Origin of the sequence: Allomesorhizobium aridi (genome assembly GCF_043769475.1) — a bacterium.
In the GTDB taxonomy this organism is placed as follows: Bacteria; Pseudomonadota; Alphaproteobacteria; order Rhizobiales; family Rhizobiaceae; genus Allomesorhizobium.
On record NZ_CP171729.1, the window covers coordinates 3,306,565 to 3,322,038 of the forward strand.

Annotated in this window: 17 protein-coding genes and 1 pseudogene; 13 read left to right on the forward strand and 5 right to left on the reverse strand. The window is 61.6% G+C overall.

What is annotated here, in order from left to right; genetic code table 11:
• The first annotated feature begins 12 nt into the window (after positions 1-12).
• Together ACG873_RS18255 and ACG873_RS18260 are read left to right on the forward strand one after the other, a co-directional pair.
• Positions 13-579 (forward strand): hypothetical protein, encoded by a 567-nt coding sequence (locus ACG873_RS18255; RefSeq protein ID WP_394886477.1) that lies wholly within the window; start codon positions 13-15, stop codon positions 577-579.
• 118 nt (positions 580-697) lie between these two features.
• Positions 698-1,633, forward strand: a complete 936-nt coding sequence (locus ACG873_RS18260; protein ID WP_394886479.1) for a ribose-phosphate pyrophosphokinase — start codon at positions 698-700, stop codon at positions 1,631-1,633.
• Positions 1,634-1,735: 102 nt separating this feature from the next.
• Here ACG873_RS18260 and chrA read toward each other — a convergent pair.
• Positions 1,736-3,071: pseudogene (gene chrA / locus ACG873_RS18265) on the reverse strand (chromate efflux transporter).
• A gap of 1 nt (position 3,072) precedes the next feature.
• Entirely contained in the window at positions 3,073-3,882 is an 810-nt protein-coding gene (locus ACG873_RS18270; protein ID WP_394886481.1) for a chromate resistance protein ChrB domain-containing protein, read from the reverse strand.
• A 266-nt stretch (positions 3,883-4,148) separates the two neighbouring features.
• Here ACG873_RS18270 and ACG873_RS18275 point away from each other — a divergent pair, with 266 nt between their 5' ends.
• The 7 genes from ACG873_RS18275 (at position 4,149) to ACG873_RS18305 (ending at position 10,708) form a co-directional block, all read left to right on the forward strand.
• Positions 4,149-5,927, forward strand: a complete 1,779-nt coding sequence (locus ACG873_RS18275) for a DEAD/DEAH box helicase (RefSeq protein ID WP_394886483.1) — start codon at positions 4,149-4,151, stop codon at positions 5,925-5,927.
• A gap of 483 nt (positions 5,928-6,410) precedes the next feature.
• Positions 6,411-7,046, forward strand: coding sequence for a 50S ribosomal protein L25/general stress protein Ctc (locus ACG873_RS18280; protein ID WP_394886485.1), 636 nt, complete (start codon positions 6,411-6,413; stop codon positions 7,044-7,046).
• A 24-nt stretch (positions 7,047-7,070) separates the two neighbouring features.
• On the forward strand, positions 7,071-7,787 hold the full coding sequence (gene pth / locus ACG873_RS18285; protein ID WP_394886487.1) for an aminoacyl-tRNA hydrolase: 717 nt from the start codon (positions 7,071-7,073) through the stop codon (positions 7,785-7,787).
• A 75-nt stretch (positions 7,788-7,862) separates the two neighbouring features.
• Entirely contained in the window at positions 7,863-8,114 is a 252-nt protein-coding gene (locus ACG873_RS18290) for a hypothetical protein (RefSeq protein ID WP_394886489.1), read from the forward strand.
• Positions 8,101-8,565: a PIN domain-containing protein gene (locus ACG873_RS18295; protein WP_394886491.1), complete on the forward strand. Its 465-nt coding sequence runs from the start codon at positions 8,101-8,103 to the stop codon at positions 8,563-8,565. Before ACG873_RS18290 ends, ACG873_RS18295 begins: the two co-directional genes overlap by 14 nt.
• A 12-nt stretch (positions 8,566-8,577) precedes the next feature.
• On the forward strand, positions 8,578-9,681 hold the full coding sequence (gene ychF / locus ACG873_RS18300; RefSeq protein ID WP_394886492.1) for a redox-regulated ATPase YchF: 1,104 nt from the start codon (positions 8,578-8,580) through the stop codon (positions 9,679-9,681).
• A gap of 52 nt (positions 9,682-9,733) precedes the next feature.
• Positions 9,734-10,708: a magnesium transporter CorA family protein gene (locus ACG873_RS18305; RefSeq protein WP_394886493.1), complete on the forward strand. Its 975-nt coding sequence runs from the start codon at positions 9,734-9,736 to the stop codon at positions 10,706-10,708.
• 22 nt (positions 10,709-10,730) lie between these two features.
• Here the strand turns inward: ACG873_RS18305 and ACG873_RS18310 are convergent, their stop codons facing one another.
• Positions 10,731-11,843 carry a stealth family protein gene (locus tag ACG873_RS18310; protein WP_394886495.1) on the reverse strand — a complete coding sequence of 371 codons (1,113 nt, stop codon included), beginning with the start codon at positions 11,841-11,843 and terminating at the stop codon, positions 10,731-10,733.
• Positions 11,844-11,977: 134 nt separating this feature from the next.
• On the opposite strand from ACG873_RS18310, the gene ACG873_RS18315 reads away from it, so the two are divergent.
• Together ACG873_RS18315 and ACG873_RS18320 are read left to right on the forward strand one after the other, a co-directional pair.
• On the forward strand, positions 11,978-12,439 hold the full coding sequence (locus tag ACG873_RS18315) for a MaoC family dehydratase (RefSeq protein WP_394886497.1): 462 nt from the start codon (positions 11,978-11,980) through the stop codon (positions 12,437-12,439).
• Positions 12,436-12,906: a MaoC family dehydratase gene (locus ACG873_RS18320; protein ID WP_394886498.1), complete on the forward strand. Its 471-nt coding sequence runs from the start codon at positions 12,436-12,438 to the stop codon at positions 12,904-12,906. The genes ACG873_RS18315 and ACG873_RS18320 overlap by 4 nt, the downstream gene beginning before the upstream one ends.
• Positions 12,907-13,130: 224 nt before the next feature.
• Here ACG873_RS18320 and ACG873_RS18325 read toward each other — a convergent pair whose 3' ends face one another.
• Positions 13,131-13,676, reverse strand: coding sequence for an adenine phosphoribosyltransferase (locus ACG873_RS18325; protein WP_394886500.1), 546 nt, complete (start codon positions 13,674-13,676; stop codon positions 13,131-13,133).
• 188 nt (positions 13,677-13,864) lie between these two features.
• On the opposite strand from ACG873_RS18325, the gene ACG873_RS18330 reads away from it, so the two are divergent.
• Complete coding sequence (locus ACG873_RS18330; RefSeq protein ID WP_394886502.1) at positions 13,865-14,218, forward strand: hypothetical protein; 354 nt, start codon at positions 13,865-13,867, stop codon at positions 14,216-14,218.
• 16 nt (positions 14,219-14,234) lie between these two features.
• A complete protein-coding gene (locus ACG873_RS18335) occupies positions 14,235-14,540 on the forward strand; it encodes a type II toxin-antitoxin system PemK/MazF family toxin (RefSeq protein WP_394886503.1) in 306 nt (101 codons plus the stop codon).
• Between the two features lie 55 nt (positions 14,541-14,595).
• On the opposite strand, the gene ACG873_RS18340 is transcribed toward ACG873_RS18335, so the two are convergent.
• Positions 14,596-15,456 (reverse strand): cytochrome c1, encoded by an 861-nt coding sequence (locus tag ACG873_RS18340; protein WP_394886505.1) that lies wholly within the window; start codon positions 15,454-15,456, stop codon positions 14,596-14,598.
• Positions 15,457-15,474: the final 18 nt, after the last annotated feature.

The window sequence follows — 15,474 nt, forward strand, 5'->3', positions numbered from 1 at the left end:
AGGTTTGAGAGAATGAGACGCTTGCCATTTTTGGCCGTGTCATTGCTCGCTGCCGTCGCATTGTCAGCCTGCAACAGCACCCAGGACGTGCTGGAGCCGTCCGCTATGGCCCCGCAGCCGCAGGGGCAAGGCGATGTCGCGTCCGTGCAACCGGCGGCGCCGGCGACCTCCTCAACCACGCCTACCGCGACGCAGAGCGCGGCGATAGCAACCAATGCCCGCATCCAGTTTGCTCCGATCGTCGGCACTTCGGTCGAAGCCGCGTCGGTGCTGTCGGAGCGGTTGGCAAGCCGCGCGCGCGAACGCGGCATCGCGCTTGCCCGCAGCAGCGACACCGCGACGACGCATGTGCTGAAGGGCTATTTTACCCCGCTTTCCGAGGGCAAGGAAACCACCGTCATCTATGTGTGGGACGTCTACGACCCGGCGGGAAACCGGGTTCATCGCATAACCGGCCAGCACAAGGCGCCGTCGGGCGGCTCGGAAGGCTGGTCGGCCGTTTCGCCGGCGACCATGCAGACGATCGCCGACGCCACCATCGACCAGCTCGCCACCTGGCTGGCCGCGCGCACCGGATGAATGTCGACGTGCTGCGACAACCGATTCTTTGGATTGCCGAACGAAAAAGCCAGCCGGCGCTTGCAATAGCAGCCAAGGCCGCTAAAAGCCGCGTCATATTCCCTACCAGGAACGGTGCATGAAACTTTTCGCGGGCAATTCCAACCGGGTCCTGGCCGAAGGCGTCGCTCGCTATCTCAACGTGCCGATCGGCAAGGCCACCGTCCGGCGCTTCGCCGACCAGGAGATTTTTGTCGAGATCCAGGAAAACGTACGCGGCGAGGACGTCTTCATTCTCCAGTCGACATCGTTTCCGACCAACGATCATCTGATGGAACTTCTCATCATGATCGATGCCTTCATGCGTTCCTCGGCGCGGCGCATCACCGCCGTGATCCCCTATTTCGGCTATGCCCGCCAGGATCGCCGGGCATCGGGGCGCACGCCGATCTCGGCGAAGCTCGTCGCAAACATGATCACGCGCGCCGGCGTTGACCGCGTGCTGACGCTCGACCTTCATGCCGGTCAGATCCAGGGCTTTTTCGACATTCCGACGGACAACCTCTTCGCGGTCCCGGTGATGGCGCGCGACGTCAAGGCGAAATACAAGCAGCTCGCCAATGTCATGGTGGTCTCGCCGGATGTCGGCGGCGTCGTGCGCGCCCGCGCTCTCGCCAAGCGCCTCGACGCGCAACTGGCGATCGTCGACAAGCGCCGCGAGCGGCCCGGCGAGTCCGAGGTGATGAACGTCATCGGTGATGTTCGCGGCAAGGACTGCCTGTTGATCGACGACATCGTCGATTCCGGCGGCACGCTCTGCAACGCAGCCGACGCGCTGCTCGCCAGCGGCGCGACCAGCGTAACCGCCTATATCACCCACGCAGTATTATCCGGCGGCGCAGCCGCCCGCATTGCAGCATCGAAGCTGCAGGAGCTTGTGATCACGGATTCGATCCAGCCGACCTCCGCAATAGAGGCCGCGCACAACATCCGCGTCGTCTCGATCGCCGACCTCATCGGCGAGGCGATCTCGCGGACGGCGACCGAGGAATCGGTCTCGAGCCTGTTCGACTAGAGCAAGCCGCCCGATTTCGGAATCGGGCATCTCGCTCTAGCTTTTTGTTTTCGCATCGTTTTTTGCCGAAAACCGGCACCCACTTTCGGCACGATGCTCTAACTACGCCAACGTCCAAACCATTCCGGCCAGCGCAGCCGACAAGAGCACTGCGATCATGTTCGCATGATAGCGGATGAGCGCGATCCCCGCCGCTATGGCTATAGCTGCCGCTGCCAGATCGATCGTGGCGAAATCTGGCGCCGGCAGGACGAATGGCCCAAGCGTCCATTCGCCGACATGTCCGAAAAGCACATGCAGCGCGAACCACACCGCAAGATTGGCGATAATGCCGACGACCGCGGCGGTGACGGCCGACAGCGCGCTGGCGAGCCAGCGCACGTTGCGCACCGTTTCGACATAGGGCGCGCCGACAAATATCCACAGGAAGCACGGCACGAAGGTGAACCACAGCGTGACTGCAGCGCCCAGTACGCCGCCGGTCAGAGCATCGAGGCCGGAGAGGCGGGCTCCGCCCAGAAAACCCACAAACACCAGCACCAGGATCAGCGGGCCAGGCGTGGTTTCGGCGAGGCCGAGGCCGGTCAGCATTTCGTCCGGCCGAAGCCAGCCGTAGATCTCGACCGCCTGCTGCGCCACATAGGCCAGCACCGCATAGGCGCCGCCGAAGGTGACGGCGGCCATCTTCGAGAAGAATGACGCTTCGGCAGAGAAGACATTGGCCCTGCCGAGCGATGCGTGGAGCGCTAATAGCGGGACGAACCAGATCGCGAGCCAGACGGCCAGCGTGACAAGGAACCGCCGCCAATTCGGCCGCGTCCATTCCGGCATTTCAATAAGCGGCTCGGTGGCAGCGAGTTTTCCGCTAGTCTCAGCCGTAGCGCCCGTTTTGCGGAGGAAAACGCCGATCAGCGCCGCTGCGGCTATGATCAGCGGAAATGGCAGTTTCAGAAAGGCGATCGCGACGAACGCCGCGGCCGCCAGGACGACCATGGCCCAGCTCTTCAGTGCCCGTTTCGAAACCTTGATCAGCGCTTCCAGCACGACGGCGAGCACGGCAGCCTTCAACCCGAACAGCAGCCCCTGCACCAGCGGCACATCGCCCACCGTCAGGTACATCGCAGAGAGAAGCGTTATCACGATCGCGCCGGGCAGGACGAAAAGCAGCCCGGCGACCAGCCCCTCCCCGCACGCCATGCAGCAGCCAGCCGGCATAGGTGGCCAATTGCATGGCCTCGGGTCCGGGCAGCAGCATGCAATAGTTCAGCGCATGCAGGAAGCGTGGCTCATCGAGCCAGCGCTTCTCGTCGACCAGAATACGATGCATCAGCGCGATCTGACCGGCCGGCCCGCCGAAAGACAGAAGTCCTATCTTTGCAAAGGTTCTCGTCGCTTCCGAAAATGACGGGCCGGCGGGCCGGCTTGCTTCTATGTCCATGCTACGCCGCCTTCACGGGCCAATTGTGCGTTTCCTGCGTGGCATGGCGGCACCAGCCATAAAGTGCATCGTAGATGATCATGCCCTTTTCCAGTTGCGCCAGATCGTCCGGTTCGACTGCCGAGAGCCCGAGCGAGATCGCCAGAAGCCCGGCCGCTTGCGGCTCCAGTTCCAGGCTCGCCGTATCGGCCCCACGCACAATTCTTGCAAGATGAAGCAACGAGGGATCGGTCAGCCCGAATTCGGAAATCAGCGTATCGAAGGTGCATTCGCCGCCGCGATGCGAGTAATGCACATCCTTGATGTCATAGGGGACTCCGCCGATCTCTTCGGCGACATCCTTCACCCATTCCGCTGCAACGAAGTGGAATATTGCCGACGGATCGATGAAGCGGCGGATCAGCCACGGACAGGCGATCCGGTCGATCTTTGGCCTTTCACGCGTTACCCAGACGCTCGGGCCGCCCGTTACATCCACGCCCGGTCCGTCGCGCGTGATCATGACGCCGCCGGCCTCCTCATAGGCATCCATGCCGCCCTCCAGCATCGCGACATCGGCGCCATGCGCAGCCAGCCGGGCGGCGGCCAGTTCGCTGACATTGTGGCCGTGGATGCAGTAGACGACGATCCGCCGGCCATCGGCGAAATCTGGCAGCCATTCGGCGGTTCTCAAATGGTCGCGCCAGACCGCGCCGGCGATCCGTCTGCCGGAACTCCGGAAAACGCTTTCGCGCCGCACATCGACGACATGTGGAAACCGGTCGGTGCCGGTCAACGCAACAAGTTCCTGGGCTGAGATTCTTCGAGGCATGGTTTTCCTCCGCGCAAAATATGCGAAGGCGGAGCTTGGGCCGAAGCCTCAGCGGGGAGTCCACCCATGCCCCCGATATCAGGACCTTATTCCCGCCGGCGAGCATGTTCAATGACGATTTCAGGGCGGACGCTATAAAGCCGCACCCTCGCTGACGGCTTGCCGGTCTCGCCTCGACTCTTTAGGGAGAGGTCTTGAAACCGTCTGCGATTGTGCGGCCCGCTCAAACATGAGCCGCCGCGACACTTACGATGAAAGTTCGTTCCATGACCGACTTCGATACCATGGCGCCGCCGCTGAAGGCTGCGCTCGCGGCCCGTGGCTACGACAAGCTGACACCCGTGCAGAGCGCGATGCTCGGCGCGGAAGCGCAGAGCGCCGACCTGTTGGTGTCGGCGCAGACAGGCTCGGGCAAGACGGTCGCATTCGGCATCGCCATTGCCCCGACGCTTCTGGCCGGCTCGCCGCGGTTCGGCCCCGCCGGTCTGCCGCTGGCGCTGGTCGTCGCGCCGACGCGCGAACTCGCCATGCAGGTTCGCCGCGAATTCGAATGGCTCTATCGCGAGACCGGAGCGCGCATCGGCTCCTGCGTCGGCGGCATGGACATGCGCACCGAACGCCGGGCGCTCGCCGACGGCGCGCATATCGTGGTCGGTACGCCCGGTCGCCTGCGCGACCACATCACGCGCGGCTCGCTCGATATTTCGGAACTCCGCGCCGTCGTGCTCGACGAGGCCGACGAGATGCTCGACCTGGGTTTCCGCGACGACCTCGAATTTATTCTCGCCGCTGCGCCCGATGAGCGCCGCACGCTGATGTTTTCAGCCACCGTTCCCAACCAGATCGCGCAATTGGCAAAGCGCTTCCAGCGCGACGCGCTGCGCATCACGGCAACCGGCGAAAGCAGCCAGCACAGCGACATCGAATATCAGCAGATCCTGGTAGCGCCCGCGGATCGCGAGAACGCCATCATCAACACGCTGCTGTTCTTCGATTCACAGAACACGATCGTCTTTTGCCATACGCGCGAAGCCGTGAAGCACCTGGCCAGTCGCCTCGGCAACCGCGGCTTCCCTGTCGTCGCGCTGTCGGGCGAACTCAGCCAGGCCGAGCGCACCAACGCGCTGCAATCGATGCGCGACGGACGCGCCCGCGTCTGCGTGGCGACCGACGTCGCCGCCCGCGGCATCGACCTGCCCAATCTCGACCTTGTCATCCATGCCGACATGCCGACCAATCCCGACACGCTGCTGCACCGCAGCGGGCGCACCGGTCGCGCCGGCCGCAAGGGCATTTGCACGCTGATCGTGCCTTATCATCGGCGCAATGCCGCGGCGCGCGTGCTGAAGCTGGCCAAGCTTTCGGCACGGACTGTGCCCGCGCCGACAGCGAGCGATATCGAAAGGCACAACAAGGAGCGTATTCTCGAGGATCCGGGCCTGGCGGTTACGCCGGGCGAGGACGAGATCGCATTCGTCAGGGAATTGATGGACGCTCACAGCGCCGAGCACATCGCCGCAGCCTATCTCCGCCTCCAATTGGCGGCGCGCCCTGCCCCGGAAGAGCTTCTTGATGCCCCTTCGAGCTTCGCCGAGCGTGGCCAGCGCGAGCCACGGGCGGAAGCGCCGCCGCGGGACCGCAGCGATTTCACCAACGGCATCTGGTTCCGCGTTTCCGTCGGCCGCAAGCATCGAGCCGAGCCGCGCTGGCTCCTGCCGATGATCTGCAAGGCCGGCCATGTCACCAAACGCGCCGTCGGGTCGATAAAGATACTCGACACGGAAAGCCAGTTCGAGATCGCCGGCGACAAGGCGGAAACTTTCTGGGCGGCGGTCAAGGAAAACGGAACCGGAGAAAAGGGCGTCACCATCCAGCGTATCGATGGCAAGGCCCCGGCCAGAACCGAGCCTTCCAACGAAGCCGCGCCGCCCTCATGGAACAGCGCGAAAAAGGGAAAATTCAAGCCGAAGAGCAAGCCACGGCCGGAAGCTTCCACAGGTGCGCCTCCGCCGAAGAAGGCGAAGAAGAAGCGCCTGAAACCGTAGGCGTCGTAGAATTCTGCGGCCTATGCAGCAAGGGCGCCAACTTCGCGGTAGCGGACGGCAGCGATTCAGGACAATTGGGGGATGGACCGACGATCGCTGGGCGGGGGGCTTGGGGTCGCGACCGCCGGTCCGTGCCCACGTTGAAGCTTCAACTACAAACGTTAGCGGCCCGAAACGCGCCGCCTCCAATAAGGTTCCCGACCTTCGAAATTATTTTTCGTCCGGCCCGAGCAGCCTGCTGGCGAAGCGCCGATCTGCATTCAACGAGGCTGAGCGGGCCTCAGTGGCTTGGCGCACTTGCTGCACAAGACCAGAATTCTGCACAAACTTGCGCTCCGGAACGCCTTCGGCTATAGAGCCGCCACCCGCGTAGACACCCTTGGAGGCAACGCGGCGGAAGGCCGCCTCATCCGGCGGCTTTCGACGTTTGGGGATCGGGCAAGCGCCCGCCGCAGACGCTCCAGTAACCCGAAAGGAAATGCCATGAGCCACGACACTTACGAGCTCAAGGCCGAAGCACGCGAACAGGTCGGTAAGGGGTCCGCCCGTGAAGTTCGCCGCAACGGTAAAGTGCCTGCAGTCATCTACGGCGACAAGCAGCCTCCCCTGGCAATCGCCCTGTCCTACAAGGACGTGTACTACAAGATTCACGGCGGCGGTTTTCTGACCACCATCGCGACCATCGACGTCGGCGGCAAGAAAATCCAGGTTCTGCCCAAGGACTATCAGCTCGACCCCGTCCGCGACTTCCCGATGCACGTGGATTTCCTGCGCATCGGCAAGGACACCGAGGTCAACGTCAACGTGCCGGTCCACTTCATCAATGAAGAGAAGTCGCCCGGCATCAAGCGCGGCGGCGTTCTCAACATCGTGCGCCACGAAGTCGAACTCCATTGCCCGGCCAATGCGATCCCCGATTCCATCACGGTCGATCTCACCGGCACGGATATCGGCGATTCGATCCACATTTCGGCGGTCAAACTGCCGGCCGGCGTCAAGCCGGTCATCTCGGACCGCGACTTCACCGTCGCGACGGTCGCAAGCTCCTCGGCCATGAAGCCGGAAGCCGCGGAAGAGGCGGCGGCCGAGACGGAAGAAGAAGCGGCCGAAGAGGAATAATCTCGCAACCCGGAGGCCGAAACAGTGCTTCTCTTTGCTGGTCTTGGCAACCCGGGTGCGAAATACGCCAACTACAGGCACAATGTCGGCTTCATGGCGGCGGACGCGATTGCCCGCCGCCATGATTTTTCGCCCTGGTCGAAGAAGTTCCAGGGCCTTGCCGCCGAAGGAAATCTCGGCGGCGAAAAGATCGTCCTCATCAAGCCCCAGACATATATGAACCTGTCCGGCCAGTCGGTCGGCGAGGCGATGCGGTTCTACAAGCTCGAACCCTCGGCCCTGACCGTTTTTTACGACGAGATCGACCTCGCTCCCGGCAAGGTGCGCGTCAAGGTGGGCGGTGGAGCGGGTGGCCACAACGGTATAAGGTCGATCGACCAGCATATCGCCAAGGACTACCGCCGCGTGCGCATCGGCATCGGCCATCCGGGCGTCAAGGAACTGGTGCACGGCCACGTGCTGGGCGACTTCGCCAAGGCGGATCGTGAGTGGTTGGAACCGTTGCTGGATGCGATCGCGGGCAGCGCCGAACTCCTGGTCAAAGGCGACGATTCAAGTTTCATGAACAAGGTCAGCCTTGCTGTTCCCGGCGGCGGCAAGGCGAAGCCGGAGCCGGACCGGCCTGCCCCGAAACAACAGAGCCATATCCGCCAGGCGCGCCAGCAGGGTCCTGCCGTGAAGGCTCCAGAGACGGGGCCGATGGCCGCGATGCTGAAAAGGCTATTCGGCGGCAGAGAGTGACCTGCCAGAAACTTGAAATTCTGCATCAGATAGGCTAATTTCACTGAAACACGGAATTCGTGTTTTAGTGAGCCGATGATGAAAAACGTGACCATCTCCATGGACGACAAGCTCTATCGCACAACGCGCATTCGGGCGGCTGAGGCACAGAAAAGTCTCTCCCGCTATATCGCGGACAAGCTGCGAGAGGATAACGCGGATGGCGCGCAAACCGGGGCGCGCAACCCTCAACTGGAGGCGCTAGAGCGTATCCTCGCCGGGCCGATGTGGGATGTAACCGAGAACGGTTGCATGCCGACGCGCGAAGAGCGAAATGCCCGGGGCTGACGTCTTTGTGGATTCCAGTGTCCTGATCTATCTCCACGACCGCCGCGAGCCGGAGAAGGCGGCGATTGCGAGCGCTACGCTTAAACGCATTGCGGAACAGCAGCGGGCAAGAACTAACCTGCAGGTGCTGAACGAGGTCGCTCACGTACTGCTCAGAAAGAAGTGGTTCGATTCTCCCGCGACGGTGTTTTCAATCATCGACACATTCGGCGTTTTCGGGAAAGCACCGATAACGCCTGAGCAGTCGTCGCTCGCCCGTCTGATCCACGTCCGGACTGCATTCAGTTGGTGGGACAGTCTGCTTCTTGCTTCCGCGCTCGACCTCGGCTGCGCTTATTTCTTGACCGAGGATCTGTCCGATGGACAGAGCATCGAGCTCGGGCGAGGCAAAAGCTTGACGATCGTCGATCCTTTCGCCCATAGCCCTGACCAAATTCTCTTCTCCCGATAGGACCGGACAAAAATGGGTTTCAAATGCGGCATCGTTGGCTTGCCCAACGTGGGCAAATCGACGCTTTTCAACGCACTGACGCGGACGGCAGCCGCGCAGGCGGCCAACTATCCTTTCTGCACCATCGAACCGAACACGGGCGAGGTCGCGGTGCCCGATCCGCGGCTGCAGAAGCTCGCTGCGGCCGGCAAGTCTAAGGAGATCATTCCGACCCGCATCTCCTTTGTCGACATTGCCGGCCTTGTGCGCGGGGCATCGAAGGGTGAAGGGCTGGGCAACCAGTTCCTGGCCAACATTCGCGAGGTCGATGCCATCGTGCATGTGCTGCGTTGCTTCGAGGACGACGACATCACCCATGTCGAAGGCAGGATCGATCCTGTCGCCGATGCCGAGACCGTCGAAACCGAACTGATGCTGGCCGACCTCGAAAGCCTCGAGCGCCGCATCGTCCAGTTCCGCAAGCGCGCAAGCGGAAAGGACAAGGAAGCGCTGACGGTCCTGCCGATGATGGAGCAGGCGCTGACGCTGCTGCAGGACGGCAAGCCGACACGCATACTGCTCGAGGGGATCGCAGCCGAGGATCTGGGCATCCTGCAAGGGCTCAATCTTCTGACCTCGCACCCGGTCCTTTATGTCTGCAACGTCTCGGAGGCCGATGCCGCCAGGGGCAACGAGCACACCCGCGCCGTCGAGAAGATGGCTGCCGGCCAAGGGGCGCGCGCCGTGGTCATTTCGGCGGCGATCGAAGCTGAAGTGGCGCAGCTTGCCGACGACGAAGCAAAAGAATTCCTGGCCGACCTCGGCCTGGAGGAGCCGGGCCTGGATAAGCTCATCCGCGCCGGCTACGAGTTGCTGCAGCTCATCACTTTCTTCACCGTAGGGCCGAAGGAAACCCGCGCCTGGACCGTCCATAAGGGTGCCAAGGCGCCGCAGGCCGCGGGCGTCATCCACACGGATTTCGAGCGCGGCTTCATCCGCGCGCAGACAATCGCCTATAATGATTTCGTGACGCTCGGCGGCGAAGTGCCGGCCAAGGAAGCCGGCAAGGCGCGCGACGAGGGCAAGGAATACGTCGTGCAGGACGGCGACGTCATGCTGTTCAAGTTCAATACGTAGCGAACTCCGTGTCCACTGACGCGGCCCTCGGTCGAAGCAAGGAGACCCGGCGATGATCAAGGCATTCGTCGTCGACAATGAGCGACTGCACGCCGTCGACGACCTTCTGGCGAACAAGGAAAGGGTCGTCTGGGCGGACCTTTTCGAGCCGACGAAGGAAGAAGAAGCGACGATCGAAAACTGGATCGGCGTCGGCATTCCGACACGCGAGGAGATGCAGGAGATCGAGATATCCTCGCGGCTCTACGTCGAGAACGGCGCCTTCTTCATGACCGCGACGCTGCCCGCGCATGCCGACGGCGACCGGCCTGTCATGTCGCCGGTGACGTTCGTGCTTTCCCAGAACAGGCTGATCACCGTGCGCTATCATGAGCCGCGCGCCTTCCAGACATTCCCTATGAGAGCGGAGAAAGCCGATATCGGCTGCACCAACGGCGAAACCATCCTGATTGCCCTGCTTGAGGCAATCGTCGACCGCCTCGCCGATGTGCTTGAGCGGGCAGGCAGCGAAGTCATAGAAATCTCACACGATATTTTTCACCCCGCCGAGAAAAAGGCATCGAAGCGCGACCGGGGTTTTCAGATCATCCTGCGCCGCATCGGGCGCAAGGAGGACTTGGTGTCCAATATTCAGGACAGCCTTCTCTCGCTCCAGCGGCTATCCGGCTTCTTCGGTCAGGTCATGGTGCCGCGCAAGAACGACAAGGACTTGCGCGCCAGGGTGAAAACGCTGTCACGCGACGTGTCCTCGCTTTCCGACCACGCTTCTTTCCTGTCGCAGAAGATAACCTTCCTCCTCGATGCGACGCTGGGCATGATCAATATCGAGCAAAATGCCATCATCAAGATCGTGTCGGTGGCTGCCGTCGTATTCCTGCCGCCCACGCTCGTCGCCTCGGTCTACGGCATGAATTTCGATGTCATGCCTGAGTTGAAGTGGCTTCTTGGCTATCCTTTCGCGCTCTTTCTTATGGTGATCTCGGCGGTGCTCCCTTTCTGGTACTTCAAGCGCCGCGGCTGGCTCTGAATTGCGCCGATCAGCCAACGTCTCACTCGGCAGCCGGATATCCGGTCTGCAGCCCGGCGTTGGCGGCGGCCCGCTTCTCCGCCACTCGACGACTCTCCTCCGGCACGTCCGTTAGTTCGATCGTCGAGGGCAGGAACTTGCCCAGTTTCTCCCGCATCAACCGGCGAACCGCCCTGAACGCGTCCGCATCGAATTTCTCCAGGCTTTGAATGCAGCCGAAGGGCGCCGTTTCGTTTCTGATCTGGCCGAGGAAACGCCATCCGCTCTCATTTGGGCCAGGCTTCACGTAGGCCACCTTCACCGGCTTTTGGTAAGTCGCACCGTGACCGACGATCTCCAGATGGTTCGCCAGGGCGACGGGCGAATACTGGGCAATGTCACGGAACCGATGCCCCACCTGCTCGCGTAAAAGCTCGGGCCTGGCGGCGAAAAACGCTTCCTGGACACTTCGGCGCATCGGATGCGGATGATGGCCGATCATCATGAACTTCCCGGTCACGCCCAAAAGGTTCGCCGACCGTTCTTGTGCGAGGCGGAAGGTGGGGCGCACTTTGGGCACGCGAAGGCCGAGTGTTCGCATCAGCCGCCGAATGCGAGATCTCATCAGCTTGTGTTCCGGCCTCGCCCTTTCCCCGCGCAGGACCGGCCGCCCATCCACGAAAAACTCTTCGGGCCTAAGCGGCCGGTTCGCGAAGAAATCGTCGTTGAAATAGACGAACCTCTCGCTCAATCCTGGAATGCGCCAAAGCACTGCCTCGATGGTCCGCGAATTGAAGGTCGGGAGCGCCTCGGGGAAATCCGACAGCAACGCCGTGTGGTCCACCACCTGGATGAAGTCGGGTTCGCACAGGCCTGCCTCGGCAAATTCCCGGAGGAATTTCGGAGACTGGGCGTCGCTCACGATCCATATCCGCCTTATGAAGGGCGCATATTTCAGGATCGATGCGATGCAGTAATAGATCTCGCCGCTGTCGGCGAAGCGGGTCGACCGCCGAAGGCCGCCCCTATGTTTCAGCCGGCTGGCGAGGTGTTGGGCGTCGGACCCATCCACCCAAGCGATGACAGCGTCAATTTCGCGAACCGTCTCATGTGATTCCTGCCGGCCGTGGCGGGAAGGGTGCTGCTTTATGGGCATTCGCCGCAAATCTTTCTTCAGTAGTCGGCTTATCATAACGCAGCGGCAAAACCGGGCAAGTGCACTGCCCCGGCGGCTTGCATGAGGCAGCCACCCCGGTATGTTGTCGCTGTGATTCGAATAGGATTCCGATCGTGACCGGCAAGACATGGGCCTATGACGATTTCGTCGAAGGCGGCTCCGTCGATCTCGGCTCCAAGTTCGTCACCGCCGAAGAGATCGTCGAGTTCGCTTCGGAATTCGATCCCCAGCCTATGCATCTGGACGAGGACGCCGGCAAAGCCAGCATCCTGGGCGGTCTGTCGGCCTCCGGCTGGCACACATGCGCGATGTTCATGCGCATGATGTGCGACGCCTTCCTGCTCGATTCGACCTCTCAGGGCGCGCCCGGCATCGACTATGTCCGCTGGAAGCGGCCGGTTCTGGCCGGCGATACCTTGACCGGCAAAAGCACCGTGTTAGCCAAGCGCCTCTCGAAATCGCGCCCGACCCTCGGCTTCGTCACCTGCCGCCATGAACTGTTCAACCAGAAGGGCGAGCAGGTGCTGGAACTCGAACACACCGGCATGTTCCTGAAGCGCGAGGCCGCCGCGTGACGCTGGATGAATTCTTCGGCATCGGCGTCGCCACGACCCTCGGTTCGCACAAGTTCGAGCCGGAGGCGATCGAGGCGTTCGCCAGAAAATATGATCCGCAGCCTTTCCATGTAGACGAGGAGGCCGCTAAAAACAGCGTGTTCGGCAGGCTCTGCGCCTCAGGCTGGCATACGACCGCGACCTGGATGAAATACAATCTGGCGACCCGCATGGAGACCGAGGGCCGGCGATGGGAAGGCCCCGGCCCGCTCCCCGAATTCGGCCCCTCGCCCGGCTTCAAGAACCTGAAATGGCTGAAGCCCGTCTATGCGGGCGAAACCGTGACCTTTACCCGAACCGGCATCGCGCACCGGCCTATCGCCTCGCGCCCGGGATGGCGGCTCCTGACCATCCGCGCCGATGCCTTTGATTCGACTGGCGATAAAGTGTTGGAATTCGAAAGCGCCGTGCTGGTGAAGGTGGGGTAACGACGCGGCTGCTCAAAACCACCGCATCCAAATTCCCAACCGAAATAGCCAAGCCAGACAGGTCAACGCGCCCCAGATAAGAGCAGCGGACATGCTCCGCTTGCCGACCAAAAGTGCAATCGTGACGACCGGACCGACAAAAGTAAGGACCTCCACCGCGAAGATCAGGATGAGTCCCAGGACAGCACCTATCAATGCAGTTCCGAAGTGAGTGGCCCCCACCTTCAATGCCCTTCATACGCGATCAGCGTCCGAACCGGCACATCCAGCGCCTCGAGTTTCCTGCGCCCGCCAAGCTCCGGCAGATCGATGATGAAGCATGCCGCGACGATATCGGCGCCCATTTGGCGCAGCAGCCTGACAGCGCCGTCTGCCGTGCCGCCGGTAGCGATCAGGTCGTCGACGAGGATTACCTTTTCGCCAGACACCACGGCGTCCTTGTGCATCTCCATCTCGTCCAGCCCGTATTCGAGGCTGTAGGCGACGCGCACGGTTTCGTGCGGCAGCTTCCCCTTCTTGCGGATCGGGATGAAGCCGGATGAAAGCTGATGGGCGATTGCACCGCCGAGGATAAAGCCGCGCGCCTCGATGCCGGCAACCTTGTCGATCTTGGTCCCGGCGTAGGGATGCACCAGTTCATCGATGGCGCGGCGGAACGCACGCGCATTGCCGAGCAGGGTTGTGATGTCGCGAAACATGATGCCCGGCTTCGGGTAGTCTGGAATGGTGCGGATCGACGAGAGGAGCGTGTCTTCGAGAGAGGATTTCATGGGCCACCATCTTGGTTGGCCGATCCTTGAATGAGCAACAAGATCAGCGCAACCTGTCTCCGCTAAAAAATTGGATCAAGGGGTCTCATGCGGGTCCATAGCATTACTTATGGCCCCGTTGACAGCACGGGGCTTGAGGGGTCTTATGGGGGTCTATTAAGAATTCAATGACCCCTTGGGAGCAAAGAATGGCAACCTCGATCAGGATCGAAGACCATACGATTTGGTTCAAGCATATCGACGAGCCGAAAATGCGCGAGCGCTTGGCCAGGCTGAAGGATGATGAGGAAATCAACCTTGACGTCGATGGCGTCGTCGGTCGCTGGAAGCGAATGCGAACAGGTAGAGATGGTCGTCCAACGAATGCTATTCGACCGGAAGGCGCCATGAAGGCAGTCTGGAACGAGTGGTTCAAGACGCGAAAGGGCGAGATCATAGAGCTGCGTGAAGCCCGTTTGGCTGATGATTATCTAGCCGCCAATTCCGCCTTGTTTTCAGAATGGAGCAGCCCGGAGGACGAGGAAGCATTTCGTGATCTGTGAGCGATACGAGACCGTAGTGGTTCCGTTTCCCTTCGCCGAAATACCAGTTCGGAAGCGCAGGCCCGCGGTGGTTATTTCCGGCCGCAGCTTTAATGAGGCAAACGGGCAAACGCTCGTCGCGATGATCACGACGGCCAAAGAATCGAAATGGCCGAGCGATGTGGAGTTACGCGATCTGGAAACTGCCGGTTTACATGTGAAATGCTTGGTTCGATTGAAATTCTCGACTTTGCCCAATGACTTGATTGCACGCAGATTGGGTGGTCTCGGAAGCCTCGACCGGCTTGCATGCGAGAGGCAAATCGCAAACATGCTGCTTTGAAAGAAAGGGCGCTTAGAGGCGCCCTTTAAACGTCGACAAATCGGGCTTCCAGCGCTCAGTGCGCAACGCCGGCCCAGATCCTGCGCTTCGTCAGGTAGACCAGGCCGGTGAACAGAACCATGAAAGCCATGACGCTGAAGCCGGTCTGCTTGCGTGTTTCGAGATGCGGCTCGGCGGCCCACATCAGGAATGCGGCGACGTCGCGGGCATACTGATCCACGGTTTCGGGCGAACCGTCGTCATAGGTCACCTGGCCGTCCGAAAGCGGCGGCGCCATGGCGAGCGATTTGCTGGAGATAAAGTAGGGGTTGTAGTAGGTGCCTTCGGCTATCTCCATGCCGGCGGGTGGCTCCTGATCATAGCCGGTCAGCAGCGCGTGGATGTAGTCGGGCCCGCCCTCGGCGTATTGCGTGAAGATGTCGAAGACGAACCGTGGAAAGCCGCGCTCGACACCCCGCGCCTTTGCGATGAGCGAGAAGTCCGGTGGCGCGGCGCCGTTGTTGGCTACGGCTGCCGCTATGCTGTTGGGGAATGGCGACGGGAAGTAATCCGAGGGGAGCGCCGGCCGCGTGAACATCTCGCCATCGGCATTAGGACCGTCGGTCACCTCGTATTCGGCTGCGAGCGCCTTCACCTGGGCTTCCGAGTATCCGAGCCCCTCAAGGGTACGGAACGCCACCAAATTCATCGAGTGGCAGGCCGAGCAGACTTCCTTGTAGACCTTCAGGCCGCGCTGCAGCTGGCCTTTATTGTAGGTACCGAAAGGCCCTGCAAACGACCAGCTCTGCTCTTCCGGCTTGTGGATCGGGAAGTGTGTCGGCTCGGCTTCGCTGTGTTCCTCCTGGGCGGTTGCCGTGCCAAGCGCGCCGGCCATGACGAAGCCCAGCACGACAAGACCGTTGAGAATCTTATTCATACGGAAGTCCCTCTCAAG